Genomic DNA, 26,871 nt, shown 5'->3' on the forward strand with positions numbered 1-26,871 from the left:
CCTGATGCGGTGCCCGATGACCTGCGCACCGCGCCGCTCGACGATGCCCTCCGCGCCGCACTGACCGAGGTGCTCGCGCCACTGGGCGACGTCACCGGCCTCACCCCGCTCAGCGGCGGCATGTTCGCCACCAGCATCCGGGTGGACTTCGCCGACGGACGGGTGGCCGTCGCCAAGACTGCCCCGGCCGACGACGACCGCCTGCTGCGCTACGAGCAGGACCTGATCCGGACCGAAGCGCTGGTGTACCGACTGGCCGGGGACGATCCCGCGCTGCTCATGCCGCGGCTCCTGCTCGCCGACACCACCCGTCGGCAGCTGCCCGGCGACCTGGTCGTGGCGAGCTGGCAGTCCGGGGTCCGCGCCGACACAGTGCCCGAGCTCGCACAGGCGACGGCGGACCGGCGGGGCCGCGGGCTGGGCCGGATGATGGCCGCGCTGCACCGGCACACCACCGACCGCTTCGGGTACCCCTCCGGGCCGGAGGAGCTGCGCGGCGCGGACTGGGCGTCGACCTTCGAGTCGATGGTCGAGGCGGTGTTGGCCGACGCGGACACCTGGTCGGTGGAACTGCCGGTGTCGGCCATCCGAACCGCGCTGCGGCGGCATCACGCGGCGCTGGCGGAGGTGGAGACGCCCGCGCTGGTGCACGCCGACCTGTGGCCGGGGAACCAGTTCATCGACGCGGTCTCCGGTGAGTTGACCGGGGTGATCGACCCGGAGCGGGCGTTCTGGGGCGATCCGGTGTTCGACCTGATCGCCTGCGACCCGTTCCGGGCGGGCGCTCCGGACCCGAGCCTGCTCGCCGGGTATCGCGAGGGTGGCGGCAGCGTCGACCCGGACAGTCCTCGGCTGGCGCTGTGCCAGCTCTACCTGGCGTTGATCATGCGGGTGGAGATCCAGCCCCGGCAGTACACCGGCGACTGGCTGGCCGAGCACGTGGCCCAGGTCGACCGGTGGCTGACCGACGCACTCGACCGGCTCGGCTGATCACAGCAGCGATTTGCGTGGCACGCCCTCCCCCGGCTTGCGGCGCTCGGCGTAGATCCCCAGCACCAGCAGCAGGCCACCGGCAGACATCAGGGTCAGCAGCCACGGTCCGGCGGAGATGGCACTGCCCAGCCGGGACCCGAAGACGCTCAGCACGGCCAAGCCCAACGCGATCGACCCGATCAGCAGCGGGGCCCGCAACAGCTCACGCGCACCGGCCACCATGAACAGCAGGCACAGGCCGACCACCAGGATCGCCCGCCAGGTGACCGGGTCGGTCCAGATCGCCAGCAGCGACGGCCCGAGAGTCGCCGCCACCCCCGGGGCCAGCGTGGTCATCGACGTGGTGAAGCCGACCGGCCAACTGCGCGGGGTCGGCCGTTCCTTGGCCCCGCGCAGGGCGAGCACCCCGGCGGCGGTCAGCGCCAGCCCGAGCGGCAACGCGAAGGCCTCGACCCGCAGCTCCCGCAGGCTCCACCCGCCGATCGCCCAGGCCACGGCGACCAGCCAGCAGAACCACGCGGGCGGCAGAATCGCCAACGCCGACGACGGACCCCCGTTGCGGTGCCGGGACACCGCCAGCGCGGAGCGCACGCTCAGCACGGTCAGACCCAGCACACCCAGCTCGATCGCCAGTGCCACCCACACCACGGTCCAGGTCGGTCGCACCGCGCACAGTCCGGCGACGGTGAACACCGCGAGCGCCGGGGCCAGCGACCACCGCCGCCACGCCTCCACCCGGGGGCGCGGTCGCCGATCGGCCAGCAGCGCACCGACCATCGCCAGCAGCACGGCACCGATGGCCGCCCAGGCGAGGGCCGCGCCGAACAGTGCCGCATTGCGGGGCTCGGAGCCGACCGCGGTGGTCGCTGCCAACCAGACCGCCCGGATCGGACCGGCCAGCGCCGCCGCACCCGCTGCCCAGGCGAAGGCATCGGCCAGCACCCCGAATCGCGGTCGCAGTCGCGGCCGGTCCAGCCAGAACGCCAGCCCGGTCGCCACACCAGCACCGGCCAGCAGCGCGGTCGCGCGCAGCTCCACCCGGACACCGGCCAACACCAGCACCAGGCTCGGCACGATCATCAGCGCCAGCCCGGAGGCGACCAGCGACCACCACCGGGTGTTCCGCCGGGTCAACCATCCGCCGACCAGCACCGCCGCCACCGCCGGGGGCACCGTGTACGCCTCGACCAGGCCGACCCGGCCCCAGGTCAACGCGGTCCACAGCACGCCGGTCCACAGCGCCCCGGCCAGCCACCAGATCGCGTGCCGATCCGCGCGCACGGCCACCACACTCGCCCCGGCCGCCAGCACCGCGCAGATGATCAGCACGGTATCCGCGCCGGTGGTCGGCCAGGCCAGCGCCACCAGCAGCGCGATCCCGCCGGTGCACAGCGCGGACCATTCCCACACGGTCCGGGTGCGCGACATGCCCCGGCGGTCGAGCCCGGCCGACAGTGACGCCGCCGCCACCGCAACGCCGGCGGACAGCACCGCGATCACCGGCAGCAGCACCGGCGACGCGGAGCCCGGCATCAGCAATGCACCGGCGTTGACCAGCGCCAACGCCACCGTCGGCAGGATCAGCGCACCGATGATGACGCGCAGCTCGCGGGGCACCGGACGGGTCCGGGTGATCAGCACCATGCACTCGGTCACGGCCAGGGCGGCGCCGGTCCACGCAGCCGCCCAGCTGCGATCCGTCACGCTCCACCCACACACCAGCAACACCGGCACAGCCGCCACCGTCAGCACCGCGGCCCAGGACCCGGTGTCCACCCGGCGCAGCGGTGTCAGCGCCACGGTCAGCGCCAACAGCACCAGTGCCAGCAGCCCGGCGATGGTCGACCCCGACCAGCCCAGCCAGCTCAGCGCCACCGGGGCGACCGCCGCCGGATAGGCCACCGCCGCCGCGGTCAGCAACCAGCGCAGCGCCGGTGCCGTGCGCCCCCACAGCCGCAGGACCAGTGCGGGCACCAGCACCGCACCGATCAGCACCGTTGGGCGCGACACCCAGCTCAACGCCGCGAGCAGGACGAACTCCCCGACGGCCCCGATCAGCAGCACCGTCCACCACAGGCGGTGCCGGCCGATCCGCCGCACGGCCTCGACCAGCGCCACGGCGAGCAGCAGCTCGGCGGTCAGCAGCGCCGGGGACCAGGGCGCGAGCAGGGCGGGCAGCATCACCGCCGCGATCAGGGCACCGACCGGGGCCAGCACCCGCGCGAAGGACAATTCCAGCGCCGGACGCAGGGCAGTGTGGAACTGTGGCGTGCCCATCGGCTGTGGCACCACCACCGAGACCTCCCTCGGCGGCCACTGGCGGCGCTGCACCACGAGGGACAGCGCCAGCACGCACAGCGCCGCGACCAGGGCCTGCACCGCACCGCCGGGCACCCCGCTGAAGGCGTCGACCGGCAACAGCTCGGCCACCGCGGAGCGCTCCACCCGCTCCAGCAGCGCCAACACCACCGGAACCGACCCGAGCACCGGCAGCGCACTCAGCAGCACGGCGACCCCACCGCCGAAGACCGCCGCACGGATCCACGGTCGACTGGGCCGCCGGAGCAGGACCAGCACCAGCCACACCACGCAGGCCCCCACGGTCACCGCACACGAGGTGGGGTCGACCTCGCCGACGCACGCCCCAGCGGCCACGAGCAGGAACCCGACGAATCCCCACCAGGTGCGCGCGCCCTCGGACCACGCCTGCGCAGCCGTCAGCCCAGCGGTCACCACCAGACCGAGGGCCAATCCCAGCGCCAGCGGGATCGACAGGTTGCCCGAGGCCGCGATGATCGGGTCACGCTGCGCCACCGAGCCCGCGATCAGCCAGGGCAGCATGAACAGCAGCAGCCCTGCCCAGCAGACCAGCAGCACCGATTCCACCGGGGTCCGCGCGCCCACCGCCGGTGCGAACACCCCGCGGAACGGCCGCCGCACCAGGGTGACCGCAGCGGCGACAGCAGTCCCCACCGTGATGCCGACGAGCTGGTCGGTGGCACCACCGAGCAGCAACGGAACCAGCGGTGCCAGCACCACCACCGACGACCACGCACGCATCCCGGTGCGCCGAGCCAGCAGGACTCCGGCCGCGATGGTCACCGACAGCGCCGCCGCGATCACCACCTCGCGGCCGCTGCCCTGCGCCAGCAGACCGATCACCCAGCAGTCGACCACCGCCAACGCCGTGGTCAACCACGCCACCGCCTGGGCCGAGGCGCGCAACCCCCGGCGCAGCAGGAGCACCGTGCCAGTGGCGGACAAGCCCGTGACCAGCAGCAGCACACCGACCCGCAGCAGCGGACTGTCGTCCACCAAGAAGAACGCGAACACCAGCGCGGCCACGGCGAACAGCCCGGCTCCGGCCAGGCCGAAGACGGCGGCCAGGTCGAGCGGAGCACCGGCGGGGCGCGGGGGCGCGTGAGTTGGGCGCGCAGGTGCGGGCGGGTAGGGGGCGGCCATCCGCGGGGCGGAGCCGAGGGGGTAGCCCGGTGGGAACGGCGCGGGGTGCTGGCCGTAGGGATGGGGCGTCGCCGGCTGGTGCGGCTGGTACGACGCAGCGGGCTGGGCCATCGGCGCGGTCGCATACGGCGGGGTGGGCCGGCTGAGGCGGGGATCGACCTGCCCGGGTGCGCTCGGTGGGGCCGCGTGGCTCGGTGGGGCGGGATGCGGGCCGGACTGGGTGGGATGCGAGCCGGACGGGGTGGGCCGTGGCGGCGGGGTCGGGTGCGGGCCCAGCTGATCTGGTGCGGCGGATTGACCGGGCGCGGGGCCGGGCGCGGGGGCTGCACCGTGCTGCGGCCCGAACGACCCAGGCGTCGCGGACGCCCCGGGGCTCTCGGTGACGGACGGCACCTGCGCGGCACCCTGCCCTGCGGTCGGCACACTGGAGTCTCTGGCCGGGGCAACCACGGGCGACGACGGCAGCGTCAACGCCGTCCACGGCGTCCCACCCCGCGGGTCCAACCCCTGGTGTCCGCGTGCAGCACCGATCGTGCGGTCATGCTCCCCGAGGGCATCGGCGAGCGCCTGCGCAGCCCGGGCGATCGCGCCGCCGTCGTCGCCGTCCAGCCGCAGGCCACAGCGCTCGCAGACCGGCCCGGTCAGGGGCGCGACACAGTCCGGGCACCGGGTGTAATCGAGTACACCGCGGTGCAGGGCCGACTGCCAGGAGTTCTCTCGCACGCAGGGAGCGTCCCATCCCGACGACTCATGAACGGCGTTATCCACAGTTTCTGCCCAGGTTTGCCTGACGATTTGGCCGTTCACTGCCGTTTTGGGCGACGTGATCGCGCGGGTCGTCGTCGACCGGGGCAGGGTGGAGGGGCGAACGGGGTGACCGATCAGACACCGGCTCCGGTGGCCCCGACCCAGACATGGGATGACTATCGAGTCAGCGGACCGACGACCCCAGGGAGCACACCGTGGCACGGACCATCAGCATCGCCGACCAACTCGTCTCGCAGATCGTGGCGGCCGGAGCTCGGCACATCTACGGCATCGTGGGTGACAGCCTGAACCCGGTGGTGGACGCGGTCCGCCGCGCGCAGAAGGACGGCGTCGACATCAGCTGGGTGCATGTCCGACACGAGGAAGCCGCCGCCTTCGCTGCCGCCGCGGAGGCCGAGATCACCGGCACGCTCGCGGTGTGCGCAGGCTCCTGCGGTCCGGGCAACCTGCACCTGATCAACGGCCTGTACGACGCGAACCGCAACCGGGTCCCGGTGTTGGCCATCGCCTCGCACATCCCCAGCGCGCAGATCGGCACCCAGTTCTTTCAGGAGACCCACCCGGACCGACTGTTTTTGGAGTGCTCGGTCTACTCGGAGATGATCTCCAGCCCGGCACAGGCCAGCCGGGTGATCCGCTCCGCCATCCACCATGCCTACGGCGCCCCCGGTGTGGCCGTGCTGACCCTGCCCGGTGATGTGGCCGACATGGAGTCGCCGACCCCCGCCGCCGACATCCTGACCCGTCCCGCCCGGCCGCGGGTGGTGCCGAACGCCGCCGAGGTCGCCGCGCTGGCCGCCGCCATCGACGACGCGAAGAAGGTCACGATCCTGGCCGGTGCCGGGGTCCGCGGCGCGCACGATGAGGTGATCGCCCTCGCCGAGCTGATCGGCGCGCCCGTGGGTCACAGCCTGCGCGGCAAGGAGGTCATCCAGTACGACAACCCCTACGACGTCGGCATGACGGGCCTGCTCGGCTACGGCGCGCTGCAATCGGCGATGGACGAGGCGGACATGCTCCTGCTGCTCGGCACCGACTTCCCCTACGACCAGTTCCTGCCCACCGATGTCCGCACCGCGCAGGTCGACATCGACCCCACCCGACTCGGTCGTCGCACCCGGATGGATCTGGCCGTCGTCGGCGATGTCGCGGAGACCCTGCGCCTGCTGCTGCCCCAGATCCAGCGCAAGACCTCCCGCCGGTTCCTCGACTCGATGCTCAAGAAGCACCACAAGGCGATGTCCGGCGTGGTCGGCGCGTACACCAAGGACGTCGAGCACCACACCCCGATCCACCCCGAGTACGCCGCCGTCCTGCTGGACGAGGAGGCCGCCGACGACGCGGTCTTCACCGTCGACACCGGTATGGGCAACGTCTGGGCCGCTCGCTACCTGACCCCGAACGGCAAGCGCCGGGTGATCGGGTCCTTCCTGCACGGGTCGATGGCCAACGCCGTGCCGCACGCCATCGGTGCCGCCTTCGCCGCCCGGGACGATAGCGAGGCCCCGCAGAAGCACGTGGTGGCCATCGCCGGTGATGGCGGTCTGTCCATGCTGCTGGGCGAGCTGATCACCCTGGTGCACTACAACCTGCCGGTGAAGATCATCCTGTTCGACAACGCCACCCTCGGCATGGTCCGACTGGAGATGCTGGTCGACGGCCTACCCAGCTTCGGCACCGACTCCCCCAGCATCGACTACGCCGCCGTCGCCCGAGCGGTCGGCATCCCCGCCGTCCGGGTCGAGGACCCCACCCAGATCCGCACCGCCCTCCGCGAGGCATTCAGCCACGACGGCCCGGCCCTGATCGACCTGGTCACCGACCCACGCGCGCTGTCCCTGCCACCCAAGATCACCCGCCAGCAGGTCACCGGCTTCACCGCCGCGATGAGCAAGGAGATCCTCGGCGGCGGGATGGGTGAGGTCATGGCGATGGCGCGGTCGAACCTGCGGAACGTGCCGCGGCCCTGACTGCCCACCGCCCGTCCCCACCCCGCAGCCGCCGCCACCGAAACTACTGAAACCGACGCTTCGAGGGCCTCTATGCGTCGATTTCCGTAGTCTCGACGAGGTGGGAGCCGCGGGGAGCGAGCCGCGGGCCGGGAGTGACCGGCCGAACGCGGAGGGCCGGAGGGGCGCGGTCAGCCGAGCTCGCCCAGGGCGCTGCGGATCTCACGCGTGATCCGCCCCATCGCCGCCTCGGCCGCCTCCGGGTCGCGGGCGCGGATCGCGGCGGCGACCGCCTCGTGCGCGGACAGGGCCTCCTCGCGGGGGTGGTGCGGCATGAGGCCGTGTCGGGTGCGACCGGCCAGGACCTCGGCGACGACGTCGGTCAGTGCACCGAACATCTCGTTGCCGCTGGCGCACAGGATCAGGCGGTGGAACTCGATGTCGACGGCCAGGAACTCCGCGGAGTCGCCCGCCTCGCCGAGGGCGCGCAGTCGGGCGGCGAGCGTCACGAGTCGGTCGGCCTGATCACCGTCGGCGTTCCAGGCGGCGGAGGCGGCGGCGACGGGTTCGACCGCGGCGCGCAGTTCGGTGAGCGAGCGCAGCTGGGTGACACGGTGCGGGCCGGCCAGTCGCCAGCGGATCACCTGCGGGTCGAAGACGGCCCAATCCTGCGCGGGGCGGACGACCAGTCCCACGCGGCGGCGGGAGGTAACCAGGCCGAGGTGTTCGAGGGAGCGCATGGCCTCGCGGGCGACGGTGCGGGAGATGCCGAATCGCTGCTGGATGCCATCGAGGGTGAGGGCGCTCCCCGGGGTCAGCTCGCCGGAGGTGATCTGCGCGCCGAGCGCGTCGGTGACGCCGCTGTGCAGCACCTCTGCCACGAGTCTCCTCCTCTGAGCAGGCTCCAGCGCTGCGGCTCACCTGCATGATCGCGCGCCGACGGGCGGCACTCGGATGAGCATGCCAGGGTCGCAGCGGGAGCGCCCAGCCGATGCCCTGCAATCTGATAGCACCTTCCGGTTCCAAAGATCGTACTTTTGTGCGACAGTGACCGGCACACCGAGCGCACCGCCCGGACAATGACGTTCAGAGGAGGACACCCATGTCCGACGTCCAGCACCTTGTGGTGATGGGGGTCGCGGGGTCAGGAAAGACCACCGTGGCGACGATCCTCGCCGACCGACTCGGCTGGCCCTATGCCGAGGCGGACACGTTCCACCCGCAGGCCAACATCGACAAGATGTCCGCCGGCACCCCGCTGACCGACGACGACCGCTGGCCCTGGCTGGGCGCGATCCGCGACTGGCTGACCGAGCGGACCCGCTCCGGGCAGAGCGCGATCGTGACCTGCTCGGCGCTCAAGGTGGCCTACCGCGACGTGCTGCGCGAGGCCGAGGGCCGGGTGCGGTTCGTGCACCTGGACGGGAGCCTGGAGCAGATCGGCGAGCGGATGGCCGGACGCTCCGGGCACTTCATGCCGCCGTCGCTGCTGCCCTCGCAGTTCGAGACCCTGCAACCGCTGGGCGAGGACGAGGACGGAGTGGTCATCCCGGTCGGCGTCTCCCCCCAGTCAGTGGCCGACGCCGCGCTGCGCGAGCTCGGGATCGGGGCGACCCGATGAGCGCCGCCGCCCTGCTGATCACCGCGACCGACGGCGCACCGGTCGCCTCCACCGGTCGGCTGGTCACCGCAGCGATCATCGGCATCGTCGTGCTGGTCGCGCTGATCGTGTGGCTGAAGCTGCACCCGTTCCTGTCGCTGATGATCGGCGCGGCGGTGTTGGCCGTCGTCGCCGGGCTGCCCTACACCGACGCCTTCGGCTCCTTCACCTCCGGACTGGGCGAGACGGTCGCGGGGGTCGGCATCCTGATCGCCCTCGGCGCGATCATCGGCAAGATGCTGATCGACTCCGGTGGGGCCGATCAGATCGTCGACACGATCCTGGCCAAGACCCCGGCCAAGCGACTGCCCTGGGCGCTGGCGTTCGCCGCGTTCATCATCGGCATCCCGCTGTTCTTCGAAGTCGGCGTGGTGCTGCTGATCCCGGTAGTGATGCTGGTCGCCCGCCGGTCCAAGCTGTCGATGATCGCGGTCGGTATCCCCGCGCTGGCCGGACTGTCCGCACTGCACGGGCTGGTGCCCCCGCACCCCGGACCGCTGATCGCCATCGACGCGCTGCGCGCCGATCTCGGCCTGACACTGGGACTCGGCCTGCTGGTGGCCATTCCGACCGTCGCGGTGGCGGGTCCGCTGCTGGCCAAGCCGCTGAGCCGCTGGGTGCCGTTGGAGCCGCCGACCGAGATCCTCGGTACGGGCGACCGGGATGAGAACGCCAAGCGCCCGTCCTTCGCGATCGCGATCACTGTGGTGCTGCTGCCGGTGGTGCTGATGCTGGCCAAGACCCTGGCCGAGACCATCGGGTTCCAGGACTCCGCGGTCGGTGGCGTGCTGGACTTCATCGGGACGCCGCTGGAGGCACTGCTGATCACCACGCTGGTGGCGCTGGTGCTCTTCGGCGCGTTGCAGGGCCGCACCCGCAGCCAGGTCAGCAAGCTGGTCGACTCCTCCTTCGCGCCCATCGCCAGCATCCTGCTGATCGTCGGTGCCGGTGGCGGGTTTAAGCAGACCCTGGTCGACACCGGGGTCGGCGACGTGATCGCCAACGGGCTGGCCGACGCCCCGATCTCCCCGCTGCTCGCCGCCTGGCTGGTTGCGGTCCTGATCCGGGTCGCCACCGGGTCGGCCACCGTGGCGACCGTCACGGCCGCCGGCATCGTCGCACCGCTCGCCGAAGGGCTGCCCGCCAGCCACGTCGCACTGATGGTGCTGGCCATCGGTGCTGGATCGGTGTTCCTCAGCCACGTGAACGACGCCGGGTTCTGGCTGGTCAAGGAGTACTTCAAGATGACCGTCGGGCAAACCTTCAAGACCTGGTCGCTGATGGAATGCGTCCTGTCGGTCACCGCACTGATCGTCATCCTGCTCCTCGGTCTGGTGGTCTAACACGCCCGCAGACGAGTCGGCGGGTCCCTCGCTGGACCCGCCGACTCGCATCCGGACCACCGTTTGGGGCACGCTGGCCCGCATGTCCTTCCTCGATCGTCTGCGTCGTCAGGAACCGCAGTCGCTCCCCGCCCCCGGCGACGAGCTGCACCCCGGTTACCGTCCGCGCTTCACCAACGAGTGTCAGAGCATCTGGACCGAGCTGGTGCCCGAGCAGGGTGCCTGCACCACGCTGCAGGGTGAGCTGCTCCGGGCGGTCCAGGCGCTCGCCGAGGAGGCCCAGCAGAACGGCAACATCAACTGGGACCGTGACTTCGAGCGGTTCTGCGATCTGCTGCACACCCACCTGCATGACGAGGCCCTGCACGCCGACGAGTGGAACGCCGCCTGCCGCGACCTGGACGTGCTGCGCCGCTTCGGTCGGGTCGCCTACGCGATGAAGCCGGAGTGGGCCCGGGACGAGGACTACCCGGACCCCGCCGTGCCGGAACCGCTGCCGGAGGATCTGGAGTCGGAGCTGCCCGCCTACGTCAACGCCGACCTCTACGACCACCTCGCGGACTGCGTGGCCCAGGTCGCCCGCGCACACCCGCGCCCGCTGCACTACGCCGCGCCCGTCGACCAGCTGCGGTGATCGCAGAGGGCAGCTCAGCCGCCGCTCCCTCTGACCGGACCGACGCGTGCGCGCCTAGCTCACGCGGCGAGTTCGGTGCTCACGCGCCGAGTGACGCACCCGCGCACCCGAACTCGGTGCCGAACCCCCGAACTCACGCCAGCGGGTCAGCGCTGGACCAGCTGGCGCGGGCGGCATGCACGGTGGGACAGCCCGCTGGCAGCGTGCCGGTCGGCTGCCTGCTGCTTGGCTGGGCGCTGGGCGGCAGCCCGCTGTGGGGGTTACTCACAGTGACCGCGCTGGCGGTGCTCCCCGTCGCCTCGGTGCTGGCGTTGCGGGCGTTCGGGGTGGTCGACACCCTGCGGATCACTGGGCGGACCCGGCTGATCCTGCTGGCCGGTGGAGCGGCGTGGGAGCTGATCGCTGTCGCGCTGCTCTGGTCATGGGGCGCGCAGGCTCCGCTGCGGGCAGGGCTGATCGGGGTGTTGGCCGCACTGGTGGCCATGCTGGCCCTGCATCCGACCGGGGTGAGTGCGCACACCAGCATCCCGGCATTGTTCGCCGGGGCGCTCCTGCCCGGTGCACCGGTGTGGGGCGCATTGATGGTCGTCGCCGCCGCGGTCGCCGGCTGGGCTCGGCTGCGGGTTGGAGCGCACACGTTGGCGCAGGTGGCGGCCTGGCCTCCGGTGGTGGGGGCGGCGGGGCTGGTCGGGGCCGTGCTGGCCGGTTGAGCCTCGACCTCTCAGCCGTGCAGCGACCCCGACGGCGTGGTCCCGTCTGGTGGGGTGGTCCGCACCTGCGGCTCCGGATCGCGTGACACCGTGGACTTCACCGCGTCAACGGCCTTGTCCTTCAGCGCGGACGCCTGGTCCTTGGCGAACTGCGCGGCACCCGCCTCAAGGTCGTCGACCCGGGACTGCACCCGTGGGTCGTGCCACAGGCTGGACGCCCAGCCCTTGATCTGCTCGTAGCGGGCACGGCCGGCGCGGGTTCCGAGCACGTAGCCCAGGGTCGCACCGACCACGAATGCGCTCTTCGCCTTCACCGTGGACCTCCCTCGATTCGGGTGTCCACGCTAGGCGAGCCGCGCCGGGTGCGCGCGTTCAGGGTCAGTCGGTGACCACCAGTCGTCGGCGCAGCGCCGCGATCAGGTTGTCGGTGAGGCCGCCGCCGCGCAGCACCTCGATCAGCCCGCCGTCCTCGGCCTGTGCGGCATCCAGCATCGCGGCCATCGACCGGGGGTCGGCACCCAGCATCGGGGGCAGCTCGGTGACCGGGGTGGACATCAGGGTGGCCATCATCGACGCCTGACCCTCGGAGAGGGCGTCGGCGGCGACGGCATGCGCGGCCATCATCCGGCCGTAGATCGCTTGCAGGTTGTCCGCCGTGCGGCCGTAGTCGGCGACGATGGTCTGCGCATCGGCACCCAGCGCGGTGAGGATGCTGGCAACCAGCACCCCGGTGCGGTCCTTCCCGGCAGCGCAGTGCACGACGGTGGCACCGGTGGCGGCGGACAGCAGCCCGAGCAGCGCGACCACGGCGGGGGCGGTGGACCGCAGGATGTCCAGGTAGGCGCGCCCGACGGTGTCAGTGTCCGCCTGCGCCATCCGTGCCAGGGTGTCCTGATCGGTGCCGCCCGCACCACCCACGGTGTCGACCAGCGGGATGTGGTGGTAGCTGACCGGCAGCCGACCGAGCGGTCCCCGGCCGGTGGACTCGGCCTCCGCGGCGGAGCGCAGGTCGACCACATGCGTCAGACCGTCCGCCACCGCCTGGCGTGCCCAGTCCTCGGTGACGCAGGACATGTCATCCGCCCGCCAGAGCATCCCGGCGCGGACGGTGCCGCCCTGGACCGGGGTGCCCCCCAGATCACGCAGGTTGACCGGCGGGGACAGGACGGGGGACGTCGACATGCGGGGACCTTCCAGCTCCGGCGTGCGGCCCGACGGCGGACGACCGGGTGGTCGACGGGCGACGACGCGCGTGTCCCCAGGGTGTCAGACGGGCGGGCCCGCTCTCGACCGCGCCGCGCCCGCCCGTTACCGTCCGACCATGGCGAAGCTCTCCACCGAGGCGTATGAGGCCGAGCTGTACCGCTTACAGTCCGAGTTGGTGACGCTGCAGCGCTGGGTGCAGGCCACCGGTGCCCGGGTGGCGGTGATCTTCGAGGGACGGGATGCCGCGGGCAAGGGCGGGACGATCAAACGGATCACCGAGTACCTGAGCCCCCGGGTGGTCCGGATCGCCGCGCTGCCCGCCCCCACCGACCGCGAGCGCGGACAGTGGTACTTCCAGCGATACGTGCAGCATCTGCCCGCCGCCGGGGAGGTCGTGCTCTTCGACCGGTCCTGGTACAACCGCGCCGGGGTGGAGAAGGTGATGGGCTTTTGCACCGACGAGGAACACGCGAGGTTCCTGCACCAGGCACCGACCTTCGAGCGGATGTTGATCGAGGACGGGCTCCTGCTGCGCAAGTACTGGTTCTCCGTGTCGGACACCGTGCAGCTCAAGCGGTTCCGCTCCCGGCTGGATGACCCGCTGCGGCAGTGGAAGCTCAGCCCGATGGATCTGGAGTCGATCCGGCGCTGGGAGGACTACTCGCGGGCCAAGGACGAGATGTTTGCGCACACGGACACCGAGGACAGCCCGTGGTTCGTGGTCGAGTCGGACTCCAAGAAAGCCGCGCGGCTGAACATGATCCACCACCTGCTGTCGACCATCCCGTACACCGATGTGCCGCATCCGCCGGTGGCGCTGCCGGAGCGTCCGGTCGGGACCGGGGACTACCGCCGTCCGCCACGCGGGCAGTTCACCACGGTGCCGGATCACGCGGCCCGGATCGTCGAGCGCGACTGACCGGGAGGAGCGCACCACTCGTCGGTACGTGGCACCGCTCAGTGCACCGGGCCGGGGTGACCCGGGGATGACCAGGGATCACCCACCCCCGGGGCATGTGCCACTCAGCGCCGCGCCCCAGGCACCCAGGGGTGGGGCCATCTGCCTACGCTCACAGGGCAGTCCGGTCGTCCATCCGAGGAGTCACGTCATATGTCCACCCGCCGCACCGTCGCCACGCTGACCGCCGTCGCCGCACTGGGGCTGCTGACCGCGTGCTCGGGCACCGACGAGCCGAAGCCGACCGCGACGGTGACCGTGACCGCTCAGCCGGAGCAGCCCGCCACGCAGAGCCCGCAGGCCACTGGTGACGCCGACACCTCTGCTGCGACCAGCGACGATGCTGTCCAGGCGTTCATCGACGCGCAGACCGCCTTCATCGACTACAAGCAGAGCTGGACCGGCGGCAACCTCGGCGCGGACCCGGAGTTCCAGCGCCTGAAGCAGGAGTTCATCCAAGCCAAGCAGGCCATCAACCGCACGGATCTGTGGCTGGGAGCGAACAGCGATGTCACCGGATCGGGGATGGCGATCCCCGCCGATGAGGCGGTGCGACTCGGCCAGGAGGTCGTCCGGGCGAACGCCACCCCGGTCGAGGTGACGCTGGACGAGGACGACGGCCGGCTCACCTGGGAGATCGAGTACGACAACGGCGACGACGCGACCATCGATGCCGACACCGGTGCCGTGGTGGAGTTCGACCTCAACGACTGATCAATCCGACGGGGTGGTGCGCCGCTGCCGGTGCTCGGACCAGGCCCCGGTGGACCACAGCGCCCACAGCACCAGCAGCGGCTGGAACAGCAGACGCACTCCGCGCTTGGTGTCGGTGTCCAGCCCGAAGCCGTCGGTGTGCGTCAGGTACTGGGAGATGTTCCCGGGGAAGATCGCCACAAAGAACGCCGCAGCGAGCCAGCCGACCAGTCCACGGTGCCGGGGCGGGGTGGCGATCAAGGCCGAACCCAGCGCGATCTCCACCACCCCGGACCCGAGCACCGTTGCGTCGTCGCCGACCGGGAACCACTCCGGGACCTGGGCCTGGAACTCTTGCCGGGCGAAGGTGAGATGACTCGTCCCGGCGAACGCCAGGAATCCACCGAGCAGCACCCGTCCGATCGTGCGTCCACGCCCTGTGCTCGTCATCCGCCCATCAGAGCACGTGGGCGATCATCCCGCGCGGGCTCGGCTCCCTGCCGACGGAAGGGCGCGATGAGCGTCGGCAGCAGCTGCCGCCGGTGCACCGCCATCACCACCGCGGCGATCACCAGGTAGATCCCGGACAGGATGAACCGGCCGGTGGTGCCGGTGACCACGAACTGCACCGCGAACAGCGCCAGCAGCGTCCACGCCGACCACCGCCAGAACCGCAGCGAGAGCAGGATCGCCACCCCCATCAACGTCTGCGCGGCGGTGAGCAGCATCTCCTCGGTCTGCCGGGTGTCCAACACCAGCGCCGCGGGGCCGCCGCCAGCCAGATAGGCGATCGGCAGCGAGCCGACCAGCAGCGTCCACTGGTTGATCTTCGATGAGATCAGGGTGGCGATCGCGGCGGTGCCCTTCCCGCGCCAGGCGAACAGGATGGCGACAATGAACTCCGGCGCCTCGGAGGCCAACGGTGCCAGCCACTGCACCAGCAGAAACTCGTCGATGCCGAGCTTCGTGCCAGAGGCGACCAGTGACTCGGCGAAGGGTTCGGCACTGACCAGGATGACGGCTGCGGCCAGCACAAAGAGCGCGACCACCAGCGGGCGACGACGGCGGCGGGGCAACCCGCCGATCACCGCGGCGGTGCCGATCAGGTCCGGCTCCTCCGCCTCGCCCCGGGTCAGTCGGTACAGGTAGAAACCGAACCAGGCGATCATCGCTAGCCCGAACACCAGGTGGATCTGACCGGTGGCCGGGATGACGAAGGCGGCCACACCGGCGATCAGCAGGAATCCGAGTTCCATCCGGTTGCCGGGTTCGAGTGCCAGCGCTCGGGTTGGCTTCTTGGCGACGCGGCCTGCGACATAGATCGAGACCAGCACCACCAGCGGCCAGCCGAGGCCGAGCAGCAACCGGTTCGATCCGGTCATGTTGGCCGCGGCGTATTGCACATAGTCCGGGTCGCTGCCCGCGGTGTAGGCGTAGAACAGGTCGACGGCGTACTCGGGCAGCACCGCGATCAGTGCCAGCACGGCGATGGCGAAGCCACCGGAGACGTCGACCTGCGCGGCCTCGGCGGCCCATGCCAGCACGAAGGAGGCCGCGACCACCGCCGCGCCGTACAGCGCAAGCTGAATCAGCGGGTCCGGGTCACTGCCGGACAGCCGCAGCACAACAGCGGGGATCGCGATGAGCACCGCGATCAGCAGAGAACGGATCAACACCCGCAGCGGCGGGGCGTTCTGGGTCATGGCGGGGGCCTTTCGGGCTCCGGCGCCCAGCCGAAGCGCCGCAGGGCTCCGGCCAGCCGCGAACAACGACGGACTGGCCGAAGGTCTCGCCCACCGGATCGGCGCGATGACCGGGTGCCTGAGCACCAGCATGTCGATCATCGCTGCCGGTCAGGAACTGACCGGCCGGGCTACTCCCCTTCGCGGCGCACACAGTAGGCAGACATTCTTAAATTGCGCAACGCTCATGTTGCCCTATTTCTACGGGCTGATATCCGGACATTCGTGATCGGGTGTCCGAACTTGATTCAGCGGGTCACCGTGAGGGTCGGCAGCTGCAACGGCGCGACGTTCTCGATCGGCTGCGCCAGCTCCTGGACCAGACCGGAGAGGTCGTTCACGACCAGACCAGTAGTGGCCACGGCACAGGGGGTGACCGTGATCAGCGCCTCGCCGGACTGACCGGGCTTGATGCTCTCGGTCACGAACCGCTGGGCGGTCGCCTCGCTCGGCGGTGTCGGAGCGGTAGGCCTCACCGCGCGTCGTCGTCGGCGTCGGCGTTGACCACGGTCGCGGTCGGCGCGTTGGCGGCGGGCCACGACCCGGCGATCAGCGAGACGCTGGCGGGCATGGTGACGTCCACCGACGCATTCGACGCCACACCGGTGGCCCCTCCGGCACCGTCGCCGCGGGCTGCACGGTGACGGTCCGGATCACTCCGGGGTCGGAGGTGGCCACGTCCCCGGTGATGTCGACCGAGGCCTCCGTTACCGCGATCAGTGCGCGACCGCCGGTACTCGCGGCGGTGGTCGTCTCCGGGACGACGTTCGACTTGACCAGGGCAAAGCCGTCCGTGCGGAGCTGGAAGAAGACCGACAGCGGGGTGCCGGTGGCCGGGACCTTGTCGGTGCGGGTCAGCTCGACCGCGCTATACGGGAAAGTCGCGCTCGGGAGGGTGCCCTACACGTAGTCAGCGGGTGACCGTGAGAGTCGGCAGCCGTGCAGCGGTAACGTCCGTGACCCGCACACCGACCCGTCCTCGCATCGGCTCCCCCTCAGACAGCGGACCCAGTCCGGGGCAGACCAGTTCGGTACCGGACTGGGTGCAGAAGCCGTAGGTGTCGGCGATCTCGACGCCCGCGCCGTGCCGCACGGTCAGGGTGAAGGGGCCTGTGCCGTGGCCGGTGGCCTCGATCTGGAACCACAGGTAGACCACGTCGCCCTGGGCTGCGCCGCTCAGGGTGGTGCCCGGACGCCAGCTCGCGTGCAGGTCGATAGGCCCGGCAGCGGCAGTAGGTGCAGACCCGAAGGTGCTGCTCACCTGGCTGGTCGGCGTGGTCGGCGGCTCGTGGGAGACCTGCGCGGGCGCGGCGACCATGGTCACCAGCACCACCACGACCTCGGCCAGGCCGATCCCGGCCCACATCACCGCCCGGTGGGTCCATCCGACGGGGGCCGGGTGGCGACGCCGCCACCACAGCGGAAGCAGCGCGAACCAGCTCAGCGCCGCGGAACGTCGGGCGGGCACAGTGCGCCGTTCCAGGTCAACCAGGTCGACCCGGCGTCGACACTCGTCGCACGCCGCTACGTGCGCATCGACCCGTCGGCGTCCGCGGACACCGTGGTTGCCCGTGATGTGCCGCGCGATTTCCAGGCCGGTGGGGTGGTCCTGCGGCTCGCGGGCCGGAAGCACGTGTTCGGCCACCCAGGCGTCGAACAGGGAGCGGCGTCCCAGGTAAAGCGAGCGTCCGACACCGCCGACTGTCATGCCGAGCGCGTCCGCCGCTTCCCGGTAGGAGGCACCCTGCACGTCGACCAGCTCGATCAGCTGCCGTTCCCGACCGGTCAAGCGGTCCAGCGCACGGAAGGCCGAGGCCTCCTCGTCCCGGTCGAGGATCGTATCTTCCGGGGAGCCGGTGGACTGCTGGTCGACAGCCAGTGCATCCGCCCCGTCCTGCAACAGACTCAGGCTCTCCGCGGGGATTTCCCGGTTCTCCCGCAGATGCCCGGACAGTCGGCGCATCACCGCTCGTAGGTAGCCGCGTACCCCTCCGACCGGCCCGCCCCCGCGACGCAGGGTGCCGAGTAGGGAGACGAAGGTATCCGACACGATGTCTTCGGCGTCATCGGGGCCGATCATCCGGACGGCCATCTGCCGCGCCCAGCCGACATGTCGACGGTAGAGCTGCTCGAACGCGTCCTCGTCACCGCGGCGGACGGCGACGCACAGGGCCAGGTCCTGGATGGCCGCCCGTTGCTGGGCCGTCAGCCCCTCCGACCCCGGTGCCGGGTCGAGCACCGCGACCGCCCCGTCCTCCACCCCGTCAGCGGGCACGGCGACGGCCGCCCCGTCACTGAGGACGGGGCGGCCGATCCGGGTACGGCTGCGACTCATGAGCGGTGTCGACGCCCCTTCGCCCGCGCCCACGACCCCGCTGCGATCACGACCAGCGCCAGGAGCAGGAGCGCCCACGGCGTCGAGCTTCCGGTCCAGGCCAGCACACCCGACCGCGGCCCGGAGTCACCCGTGCCCGACGGTGTGGCCGTGGGCTCGCCGGTCGGCTCCTGGGTCGGCGGCACCACCGGCGGCTCACCCACCGTGACCGTGACCGTCGCAGTGGCGACCTGGCCGAGGTCGTCGGTGTACGTCACCGTGAAGGTGTCCACGCCGGAGAACCCCGCGGCGGGGATGTAGGTCACCACGCCGTCCACGACGCGTGCAGTGCCGTGCGCCGGAGTACCGACCTCGATGTCCACCACCGTGGAACCCTCGGCCAGCGCCAGCACGTCGACGTCGACCGCGGTCTCGTAGGCGGTATCCACCGTGGCGTCGGTCGCGGTGAGGGCGATCACGACGATGGTGACCGTGCCGGTGGCCGTCTGGCCGAAGGTGTCCACCACGTCGTAGGTGAAGGTCGCCTCACCGGTGAACCCCGCCGCCGGGGTGAAGGTGATCGTGCCGTCCGGGTTGAGCAACACCTGGCCCGCCTCGGTGGTGCCGACCGCGGTGATGGTCCACGGGGCCAGCAGCAAGCCGGCCTGCGTGTCCTGCTCCGCTGCCGGGTCGATGACCAGAGCCATCTCCACCCCGGTGCGTCCGGTCAGCGTCGGCGGCTGCGGGGCGGCGTACACCGAGATCCGCAGCACCGCGGTCGCGGTCTGACCCACCGCGTCGGTGATCGTGTAGCTCACCGAGTCCGGCCCGGAGTACCCAGCGGCCGGGATGTAGTGGATCCGGCCGTCACCGGTCAGCTCGGCGGTGCCGAACATCGGCTCACCCAGCGCGGTGAGGGTGATCGCGTCGCCCTGGTCGTTGGCCAGCACGTCGACGGTCACGTCCACCCCTTCCAGGGTGTCCACCGCGTCATCGTTGGCGACCGGAGCGTCCACGACCTCAACGTCCAGGGTGACGGTCACGGTCTGGCCGACCGAGTCGGTCCAGGTCAGCGTCACCTGATCGGTGCCCACATACCCGGCCTCCGGGGTGTAGGTCACCGTGCCACCCGAGACCGTCGCCGTGCCGTGCTCGCCATCCGTGCTCACCGCGAGGGTCAGCGAGTCACCGGACGCCACCATGTCCACGGAGATTGCCGTGTCCAGACCGGTCCGCACCGAGGCGTCCTCACCGGTCGGGCGAGCCACCACCGTCACGGTCACATTCGCCGTCGCCGACTGACCCGCACCGTCGGTGATCGTGTACGTGAAGGTGTCCGTGCCGGAGAAGCCCGCAGCCGGGGTGTAGGTGATGACCCCATCGGTGCCGACCACGATGGTCCCGTTCGCCGGGTCGGTCGTCCCGGTGATCCCACCGTTCGTCACCACATCGTTGACCAGCACCGGGATCTCCACCGCGGTCTCCATCCCCGTGCGGGCGGTATCGACCGTCGCCGTGACCGCCTCGACCACGATCACCGTCACCGTGGCGGTCGAGGTCTGACCAGCCGGGTCCGTGAGCGTGTACGTGAAGGTGTCCGTGCCGGTCCAGCCCGACTCCGGGGTGTAGACCAAACCCGCCTCAGTGACCGTGGCGGTCCCCTGCGTCGGAGCAGTGGAGATGGTGACCGTGGAGTCGTCCGTGTTCTGGTCATTGACCAGCACCGGAACGGTCACCGCCGTGTCCACCAGCGTCCACGTGCTGTCATCGGTCGCAGCCGGAGTCGCGTACACCGTCACCGTGACGGTGGCGGTCGCGGTCGTGCCCGCGTTGTCCTGCACCGTGTAGGTGAAGGTATCCACGCCGATCCCAGTCGGGGCGTACACGACCTTCCCGTCGGCGATGCTCACCGAGCCCAACGAACCCTGCGTGACACCGGTGATCACACCACCGGTCGCCACGTCATTCGACAGGACGTCAATCGTCACCGCGGTGGCCTCACCGGTCACCGCCTCGTCATCGGTCAACGCGATCGGGTCCACCACAATCACCGTCACCGTTGCCGTGTCGGACTGACCCGCCACGTCGGTCACCGAGTAGGTGAACGTGTCCGTGCCGGTCCAGCCCGCCTCCGGGGTGTACACGACATGCGTGTCGTCCCACGTCGCGGTGCCATGGCCCGGCTCCGTCTCGACCACCAGCGTCCCCGTGCCGACGAACGCGTCATTCGTGGTCACGTCGATGTTCACGGGGGTGTCCGTGAGGGTCGAGGCTGCGTCATCCGACAGGTCAGGGGCCTGCAACACGACCACGGTGATGGTCGCCGTCGCGGTCTTACCCATCGAGTCGGTCACCGTGTACGTGAACGAGTCCTGGCCCGCGAAGTCCGCAGCCGGGGTGTAGGTCACGGTCGTGCCCGACACCGACGTGGCCGCCGAGGTCGTGCTGACCACCAGTCCGTCACCGGTCACCAGACCGGACAGGTCGATGGCGGTCGGCTCCTGACCGATGGTCACCGTGGAGTTCGCCGCCGTCGGCAGCGGAACGACCGTGACGGTCACGGTGGCCGTGCGGGACTGCCGGGCCTTGTCGGTCACCGTGTAGGTGAACGTGACATCGCCGGAGCCGTCGCTCGCCGCGATGTAGTCGATGGTCGTGTCGCCCTCGGACCAGGACATCGTGCCCGAGTCCGGGGTCGACACCTCGGTGATCACACCCGAGGCGTCGAAGGTGTCATTGGTCAACACGTCCAGGGTGAGGGAGTCACCGGCGGACAGTCGCACCTCATCGTCGGTCAACACCGGAGGATCGATCGGGTCCATGTACCCGAAGTCGACCCCCGTGATCCCGTCGGCCGGGGCCAGGACGATGGGCTGCGAGGGAACCTCAGCCGCGTCCAGACCCGCCACACCCGCCGACGACGGGTCCGCCGTCAACGTCCACTTGCCCGGCGACATCCCGTCCAGCACGTACGTGCCATCCGCCTCCGTGGTCACCGACAGGTCATCAGCCTCGGTCACCACGATGTCGTCGCCCGCGCCGCCCTCGTCGATCTGGTTCGCGCCGAAGGTGTACCCCGTGGCGCGCACGGTCACATCACCCAGACCGGACTCCGCACCATCCATCGCCCACGAGTAGTCGTCATCCAGGTACACGGTGCCCGCAATCTGCGCGGCACCGGAGACCAACTCCAGGCCCGCCGCACCGGATACCGGGGTGTCCAGACCGGTCACCAGACCCGAGACATCGTTGACGATGGTCCCGTTGAGTGAGAGCACACCGGGGGTGACCTCGATGATCGCCTCGCCACCGGTGCCGCCGAGGATCTCCCCGGTGAGGAACCGGACCGCAGTGACCCCGGAAGGCGTGGAACCGTTGGCCGGCCAGGCCTGCCAGGTGACCCCGGTATCACCGGAGCGGTCCGCCTGAATCGCGGCCATCACCGCAGCGGAATCCTCAGTGGTGTACTCGATGTCCACGGACATATCCGCCTCCACCGACACACCCGTCACCGTCAGACCATTCAGACCCTCAGTGCCACGCCCATCACCGTTGAACGGCAGGACATCGACGATCTTCCCGGTCCCAGCCGAGCCAGTCAGGCCGTTGTACCAGCCGACCGTGTAGGTGATCGGCACACCCGGGATCGCATAGCTGGCGGCGGCGCTCTTGGTGATGCCGAAGGTCGCCGGGGCGTTGATGACGATGTTGCCGGTGCCGGTCCGCAGGGACTCAGCGCGCGGGTCACTGTCAGACTTGATCACGGCCTTCGCGGTGACCGTCGCCGGCATGGTGATCGACGTAGCACCGGCCAACCGGGCCTGGAACGTCAGTGCCGGAGCCGTCTGGTTGGCGGCCAGGTCACCGATCTCGAACGTGTAGGTCACCGACCCGTCGGCATTCGTCACCTGGCTGGTCGGCGCATCGCCGCTCCACGACCCGGCGATCATCTCCGCCGTGGTGGGCAGGGTGACATCCAGGGAGACGTCCGTGGCCATACCCGAGGCACCCGCGGGCACCGAGGCGCGGGGCTGCACGGTCACCGTGCGCACCAGACCCGGGTCGGACACCGCTGCATCCCAGGTGAGTGTCACGGATGTCTCCGCGTTGGCAGCCAGTGCCTGCGCACCCAGGCCGTGCACCACACCACTGCCCGGGACGAAGGTGGTGGGCTTGACCAGTGCGTTCTGATCCGAGACCACCCGGAAGAACACGCCCAGCGGTGTGCCGGTCGGCAGCGTCTCGGTGGTGCGGGTCAGGGCGATCGCGCTGTACGGCGTCATGCCGGCGGGGACACTGTCGTAGACGTAGCGGACCGCGTTCACGGCCTGGGCACCGCCGGTCACGCCGTCCACCGTGGTCGACCAGCCGGACTGACCGTCGCCGACCTTCCCGCAGTCGACGGCACGGCGGGCATCGTCGGTGGCCAGATCCAGGTGGGCGTACTCGATGCCGGTGATGTTCTGGTAGCGCTGGGACAGCGTGCCGTCGGTGGTCAGCCGGTCCTCATCCCAGACCCCGCAGACGTTGAGGTTGGTGGTGGGGGAGCCATCCGGGGTGCGGCCGCCGGCATACCCGCCGAAGCGCAGCGTCTGACCGGCGAACATCGGGGTGTTGGTGGCGGTGACCGCGGTGGAACCCGGGGCGATCGGGTCGGTGTAGCCGACCTCCCCCGTCTCGGCGTAGGTCCGCGACAGACCGAAGCTGAGCGAGGAGTTCAGCGAGAAGGTGAAGGAGCCGCCGTTGACAGACTGAGTGAGGGGGGCGCCGGGCTCCTGGCCGGGGGCGTAGCCCTCACCCCAGTTGGACTGACCGGAGACCGAGTCCGGGTCGAAGTCGAAGCTCTGCACGGACAGCTGACGGGCCACCGGATAGTCGGTGTTCGGGATCCACAGCGTGACCAAGCCGGTCGCGATGAACGCGTGGTCGGTGGGCGGGACCCAGCCGTTGCTCGGCATCGCGGTCGGGTAGCTCCGCACATCGGTGATCGCCCCGGTGACCGTGACGGTGATCGGCTCACCGGGGGCGGACTGCGAGCAGCTCCACGTCCCGGCGTTGGGCACTGCGTTCTCGGCCGTGAACTGACCGGTGATCGAGGTGCCGTACATGTAGTTACCGCCGTCGGCGCGGCAGGTGCCGCTCACCACTGCGCCCGGCCCCATGTCGGAGACATCGATCTGGAAGCTGAAGGTGTCAGTCAGCGCCTCACCTCCACGCACGCCCTTGACCGCATCGATCGGCTGGTAGAAGTACGTCTGGTAGTTGATCAGCTGACCGGCCACACCGCCCCAGTTCGAGGCACCGACAGCACCGATGTAGGTCGACATGTTGACCATCGGTCGGGCGGAGACGGTCACACCCGCGGGTGCCGAATCCGCAGTGCCGGCTGAGGACAGCACGCTCGAGAGCACCTGGCCGTTGGCGGCGTAGTCCACCATCGCGCGGACCTGGTAGGTCGAGGCACCGGTCGAATCGTGCTGACGCACACAGGTCAGAGTCCGGCCATCATCGGACACCCCGGAGTTCGGAGCCGCACACGCCGCCATCGACTCGGCCTCAACCCACCTCATCCCCTCGGGCAGGGTCTGGGTCAACGTCACATCACCAGCGGTGGCCACCGAGTAACCCCACAGGTAGACCACCGAATCGTGCGTACGCACCAGTCCGTTGGTGGCCGACGAGTCATTCCCGGGGGTGTCATCGCCGTCCCAGGGCGCGGTGCCGTCCTGCACCACCGTGAGTTCCAGGCCCGACGCGGAACCCGTGGCCGCACTCGCTGCCGGCGCGGCACCGATGCCGAGAAGCAGGGTGAGCGCCGCGACCCACGCGGCCCAGGTGTGGAGGCGGGGACGGGCGAGAGCGGATCTCGCTCGGGGACTGGCGGACATCGGAACTCCTCAGACGGCGGCACCGAACCTTGGGGACAGTCCGGTCGATGGAAAACCGCGTAGTGCGAGAGGCCCGATTTCTTCGCCTCTTGGACGCTCGGATTCAGTGATGTACGTCACATCATCTACGCAGTTGTCACGCCGTTCATCGTCCCGACTCCGGACAGCCCACCAGTAGCGCCCGAACCGTCCCTGAGGAATGACGACGACCAACCAGGGAGCACCGTCGACGGGTTGGGTACCCGCAGGCGGGCGCCTGGGTTCCCCGGCCCGACGCTCAGCGAGTGACGGACAGCGTCGGCAACGCGGCGGCCGACGGATCGTCGACTCGAACCACCAGTTGCCCCGTCAGCTCTTGACCATCATCGAAGGGGCCGATCCCGGGGCAGACCAATGTCGAATCCGAGCCGGTGCAGGTCCCGTACCGGGAGTCGATGCTCACCCCAGGGGCCGACTGCACGGTCAGCGTGGCCGTGGCGGCATCGACCCCGGTGGCGCGGATCCGGAAGTCCAGCGTGACCTCGTCACCCGCCTGCGCCCCCGCCAGCGTGGCACCGGGCATCCAGGCCACAGTGATGGCGGAGGTGTCGCCGGCACTGGCCCGCGGGTCAACCTGCCCACCCCCGGTAATCGCGGCCGAGGGGGCAGTGACGGCCGGATCGCCGGAGGGGGTGGTGATCAGTCCGGCGGCGACCCCGGCGGTGACCACCAGTCCGAGGGTCAGGGCGACCAACTCGGTGCGCCCGGTCAGAAGCACCCACAGGTCGCGCAACCGGGCAGGCTGGTGACGACTCAGCGCCCACCACACCGGCAGCAGCGCCAGCGGACCGTGCGCCGAGGCCCGACGCCGGCGACGCTTGTGCTCGATGTCCAGGTTGGTCAGGCGCAGGTCGCAGGCCGGGCAGTCCGCCAGATGTTGACCTACCCGGCGGCGCAGGCGGATCGGGGCAGTGCCGGTGGTGTACCGGGCGAGTTCCAGTGCCCCCGGGTGACTGTCGTCGGCGGTGGCCAGGTGCTCGGCCACCCACCGGTCGAAGAGCGCCTGTCGGGCGTTGTAGACCATCCGGCCAAGGGTGGTCACCGGGACATCGAGCTCTGCGGCAGCCTCCTTGTAGGTCATGCCCTGGAGCTCGACGAGTTCCAGCACCCGACGTTCGGTCGCCGGCAAGCCCTGGAACGCGCGGGAGGCGCGCGTCCGGTCCTCGCGATCCACCACCGCGTCGTCCAGCGGTGGGATGACCAACCGATCGCCGATGTCGACCACAGCGGCCAGGTCCTCCACCGGGAGAACGTGATCGGTGGGCTTGAGCCGCCGGTGCACCTGGTGGCGCAGCGCGGTGCGCAGATAGGCCCGCACCGGGCCCTCCGGACCGTGCCCGCGACGGAGAGTGGCCAACAGCGCCGCGAAGGTCTCGGAGACCACGTCCTCGGCATCGTCGGGGCCGAGCATCGTGGTGGCGACGCCCAGCGCCCAGTCCGCGTGCCGACGGTAGATCAGCTCGAAGGCGGCACTGTCACCGGTACGCACGCGGGCGCACAGGTCAGCATCAGTGGGGTGCGGCGCGGCGTCCTCCACATCCTCCTCCTCGATGATCGTGTTCCGGTCGGCCAGACGACATCGCGGCCGATCCGACTCATCGGACCGGCCGCGACACCGTGTTCATGCGATCAGGACTGCTGCTCCAGCCCGGCGCGCCGTCGACGCACCATCCAGGACCCGAGCGCGATCAGCACCGAGACCAGTGCCAACACCCAGGTCACCGGCGACCCAGTGACCGCCAGGACCCGGCTGCTGGTGGAGGTCTCGCCCGGATCGGCAGGGGTGGTGACCGGCGGGTCCGGCACTCGCTCCGCAACGGTGATGGTCACGGTGGCGGTGGTGGTCTGACCCAGCTGGTCGGTGAACGTCACCGTGAAGGTGTCCGTGCCGGAGAAGCCCGCCGCCGGGGTGTACGTGACCACCCCGTCAGCGTTCACCGTCGCCGTCCCGTGCCCGGGAGCACTCACCTCGCTGACCGTCACACCCAACCCGCTGGCCGTGTCGAGCACGGCCAGATCGATCGCCTTCTCATACGGGGTCTGTGCGGTGATGTCCTCCGCGGTCAGTGCCACCACCGTCACGGTGATCGTGCCGGTCGAGGTCTGACCGAAGGTGTCAGTGGCCACGTAGGTGAACACTGCCTCACCGGTGAAACCGGCCTCCGGGGTGAAGGTGATCGTGCCGTCATCGTTCAGCAGCACCTCACCCGCCTCGGTGGTCCCCACCGTGGTGATGGTCCACGGCGCGAGCACCGCATCCCCGGTGTCGACCGCGGTGTTGGCCGGGTCGAGGATCAGCGCCATCTCGACGCCGGTGACCTCAGTGATCTCCGGCAGCATCGGCGGCCCGTAGACCTCGATCACCAGCGAGGCCTCCGCGGTCTGACCGACCGAGTCGGTCACCACGTACACCACGCTCTCGCGGCCGGAGAAACCGTCGTTCGGGGTGTAGACCAGCGACCCGTCCTCAGCGATGACGACCCGGCCGAACATCGGCTGGCGCACCTCGGTG

At 70.6% G+C, this 26,871-nt stretch carries 19 protein-coding genes; 8 read left to right on the plus strand and 11 right to left on the minus strand.

What is annotated here, in order from left to right:
* The first annotated feature begins 9 nt into the window (after positions 1 to 9).
* The gene (locus AB0N78_RS11140) at positions 10 to 990 is read left to right on the plus strand and encodes an aminoglycoside phosphotransferase family protein (RefSeq protein ID WP_363389803.1); all 981 of its coding nucleotides are present in this window, start codon (positions 10 to 12) and stop codon (positions 988 to 990) included.
* On the opposite strand, the gene AB0N78_RS11145 is transcribed toward AB0N78_RS11140, so the two are convergent.
* Positions 991 to 4,566, minus strand: a complete 3,576-nt coding sequence (locus AB0N78_RS11145) for a hypothetical protein (RefSeq protein WP_363389806.1) — start codon at positions 4,564 to 4,566, stop codon at positions 991 to 993.
* Positions 4,567 to 5,417: 851 nt separating this feature from the next.
* Between AB0N78_RS11145 and AB0N78_RS11150 the strand changes: the two genes are divergently transcribed.
* A complete protein-coding gene (locus AB0N78_RS11150) occupies positions 5,418 to 7,193 on the plus strand; it encodes a pyruvate dehydrogenase (RefSeq protein WP_363389809.1) in 1,776 nt (591 codons plus the stop codon).
* A 170-nt stretch (positions 7,194 to 7,363) separates the two neighbouring features.
* On the opposite strand, the gene AB0N78_RS11155 is transcribed toward AB0N78_RS11150, so the two are convergent.
* Positions 7,364 to 8,053: an FCD domain-containing protein gene (locus tag AB0N78_RS11155; protein WP_363389811.1), complete on the minus strand. Its 690-nt coding sequence runs from the start codon at positions 8,051 to 8,053 to the stop codon at positions 7,364 to 7,366.
* 221 nt (positions 8,054 to 8,274) lie between these two features.
* Between AB0N78_RS11155 and AB0N78_RS11160 the strand changes: the two genes are divergently transcribed.
* The 4 genes from AB0N78_RS11160 (at position 8,275) to AB0N78_RS11175 (ending at position 11,519) form a co-directional block, all read left to right on the plus strand.
* Positions 8,275 to 8,793 carry a gluconokinase gene (locus AB0N78_RS11160; protein WP_363389814.1) on the plus strand — a complete coding sequence of 173 codons (519 nt, stop codon included), beginning with the start codon at positions 8,275 to 8,277 and terminating at the stop codon, positions 8,791 to 8,793.
* The gene (locus AB0N78_RS11165) at positions 8,790 to 10,175 is read left to right on the plus strand and encodes a gluconate:H+ symporter (RefSeq protein WP_363389816.1); all 1,386 of its coding nucleotides are present in this window, start codon (positions 8,790 to 8,792) and stop codon (positions 10,173 to 10,175) included. Before AB0N78_RS11160 ends, AB0N78_RS11165 begins: the two co-directional genes overlap by 4 nt.
* A gap of 82 nt (positions 10,176 to 10,257) precedes the next feature.
* Positions 10,258 to 10,809: a hypothetical protein gene (locus AB0N78_RS11170; protein WP_363389819.1), complete on the plus strand. Its 552-nt coding sequence runs from the start codon at positions 10,258 to 10,260 to the stop codon at positions 10,807 to 10,809.
* Between the two features lie 182 nt (positions 10,810 to 10,991).
* Positions 10,992 to 11,519: a hypothetical protein gene (locus AB0N78_RS11175; protein WP_363389823.1), complete on the plus strand. Its 528-nt coding sequence runs from the start codon at positions 10,992 to 10,994 to the stop codon at positions 11,517 to 11,519.
* An 11-nt stretch (positions 11,520 to 11,530) separates the two neighbouring features.
* Here the strand turns inward: AB0N78_RS11175 and AB0N78_RS11180 are convergent, their stop codons facing one another.
* On the minus strand, positions 11,531 to 11,833 hold the full coding sequence (locus AB0N78_RS11180) for a YtxH domain-containing protein (protein WP_363389826.1): 303 nt from the start codon (positions 11,831 to 11,833) through the stop codon (positions 11,531 to 11,533).
* A 64-nt stretch (positions 11,834 to 11,897) separates the two neighbouring features.
* Positions 11,898 to 12,701, minus strand: a complete 804-nt coding sequence (locus AB0N78_RS11185) for a tyrosine-protein phosphatase (RefSeq protein WP_363389828.1) — start codon at positions 12,699 to 12,701, stop codon at positions 11,898 to 11,900.
* Positions 12,702 to 12,840: 139 nt separating this feature from the next.
* Between AB0N78_RS11185 and ppk2 the strand changes: the two genes are divergently transcribed.
* Both ppk2 and AB0N78_RS11195 read left to right on the plus strand, forming a co-directional pair.
* Positions 12,841 to 13,644, plus strand: a complete 804-nt coding sequence (gene ppk2, locus AB0N78_RS11190) for a polyphosphate kinase 2 (protein ID WP_363389831.1) — start codon at positions 12,841 to 12,843, stop codon at positions 13,642 to 13,644.
* 192 nt (positions 13,645 to 13,836) lie between these two features.
* Positions 13,837 to 14,397 carry a PepSY domain-containing protein gene (locus tag AB0N78_RS11195; protein WP_363389833.1) on the plus strand — a complete coding sequence of 187 codons (561 nt, stop codon included), beginning with the start codon at positions 13,837 to 13,839 and terminating at the stop codon, positions 14,395 to 14,397.
* On the opposite strand, the gene AB0N78_RS11200 is transcribed toward AB0N78_RS11195, so the two are convergent.
* The 7 genes from AB0N78_RS11200 to AB0N78_RS11230 form a co-directional block, all read right to left on the minus strand.
* Entirely contained in the window at positions 14,398 to 14,826 is a 429-nt protein-coding gene (locus tag AB0N78_RS11200; RefSeq protein ID WP_363389836.1) for a hypothetical protein, read from the minus strand. It lies immediately after the preceding gene.
* Complete coding sequence (locus tag AB0N78_RS11205) at positions 14,823 to 16,079, minus strand: sodium:proton exchanger (RefSeq protein ID WP_363389839.1); 1,257 nt, start codon at positions 16,077 to 16,079, stop codon at positions 14,823 to 14,825. Before AB0N78_RS11205 ends, AB0N78_RS11200 begins: the two co-directional genes overlap by 4 nt.
* Before the next feature lie 287 nt (positions 16,080 to 16,366).
* Entirely contained in the window at positions 16,367 to 16,543 is a 177-nt protein-coding gene (locus AB0N78_RS11210; protein WP_363389842.1) for a hypothetical protein, read from the minus strand.
* Positions 16,544 to 17,028: 485 nt separating this feature from the next.
* Positions 17,029 to 18,453, minus strand: coding sequence for a sigma-70 family RNA polymerase sigma factor (locus tag AB0N78_RS11215; protein WP_363389845.1), 1,425 nt, complete (start codon positions 18,451 to 18,453; stop codon positions 17,029 to 17,031).
* Complete coding sequence (locus AB0N78_RS11220; protein WP_363389848.1) at positions 18,450 to 24,320, minus strand: Ig-like domain-containing protein; 5,871 nt, start codon at positions 24,318 to 24,320, stop codon at positions 18,450 to 18,452. The genes AB0N78_RS11215 and AB0N78_RS11220 overlap by 4 nt, the downstream gene beginning before the upstream one ends.
* Positions 24,321 to 24,597: 277 nt before the next feature.
* Complete coding sequence (locus tag AB0N78_RS11225) at positions 24,598 to 25,896, minus strand: sigma-70 family RNA polymerase sigma factor (protein WP_363389851.1); 1,299 nt, start codon at positions 25,894 to 25,896, stop codon at positions 24,598 to 24,600.
* A 92-nt stretch (positions 25,897 to 25,988) separates the two neighbouring features.
* A partial coding sequence (locus AB0N78_RS11230; RefSeq protein ID WP_363389854.1) for an Ig-like domain-containing protein occupies positions 25,989 to 26,871 on the minus strand: 883 nt, incomplete at its 5' end.

Origin of the sequence: Cellulomonas sp. NPDC089187 (genome assembly GCF_040685135.1) — a bacterium.
GTDB lineage: Bacteria > Actinomycetota > Actinomycetes > Actinomycetales > Cellulomonadaceae > Cellulomonas.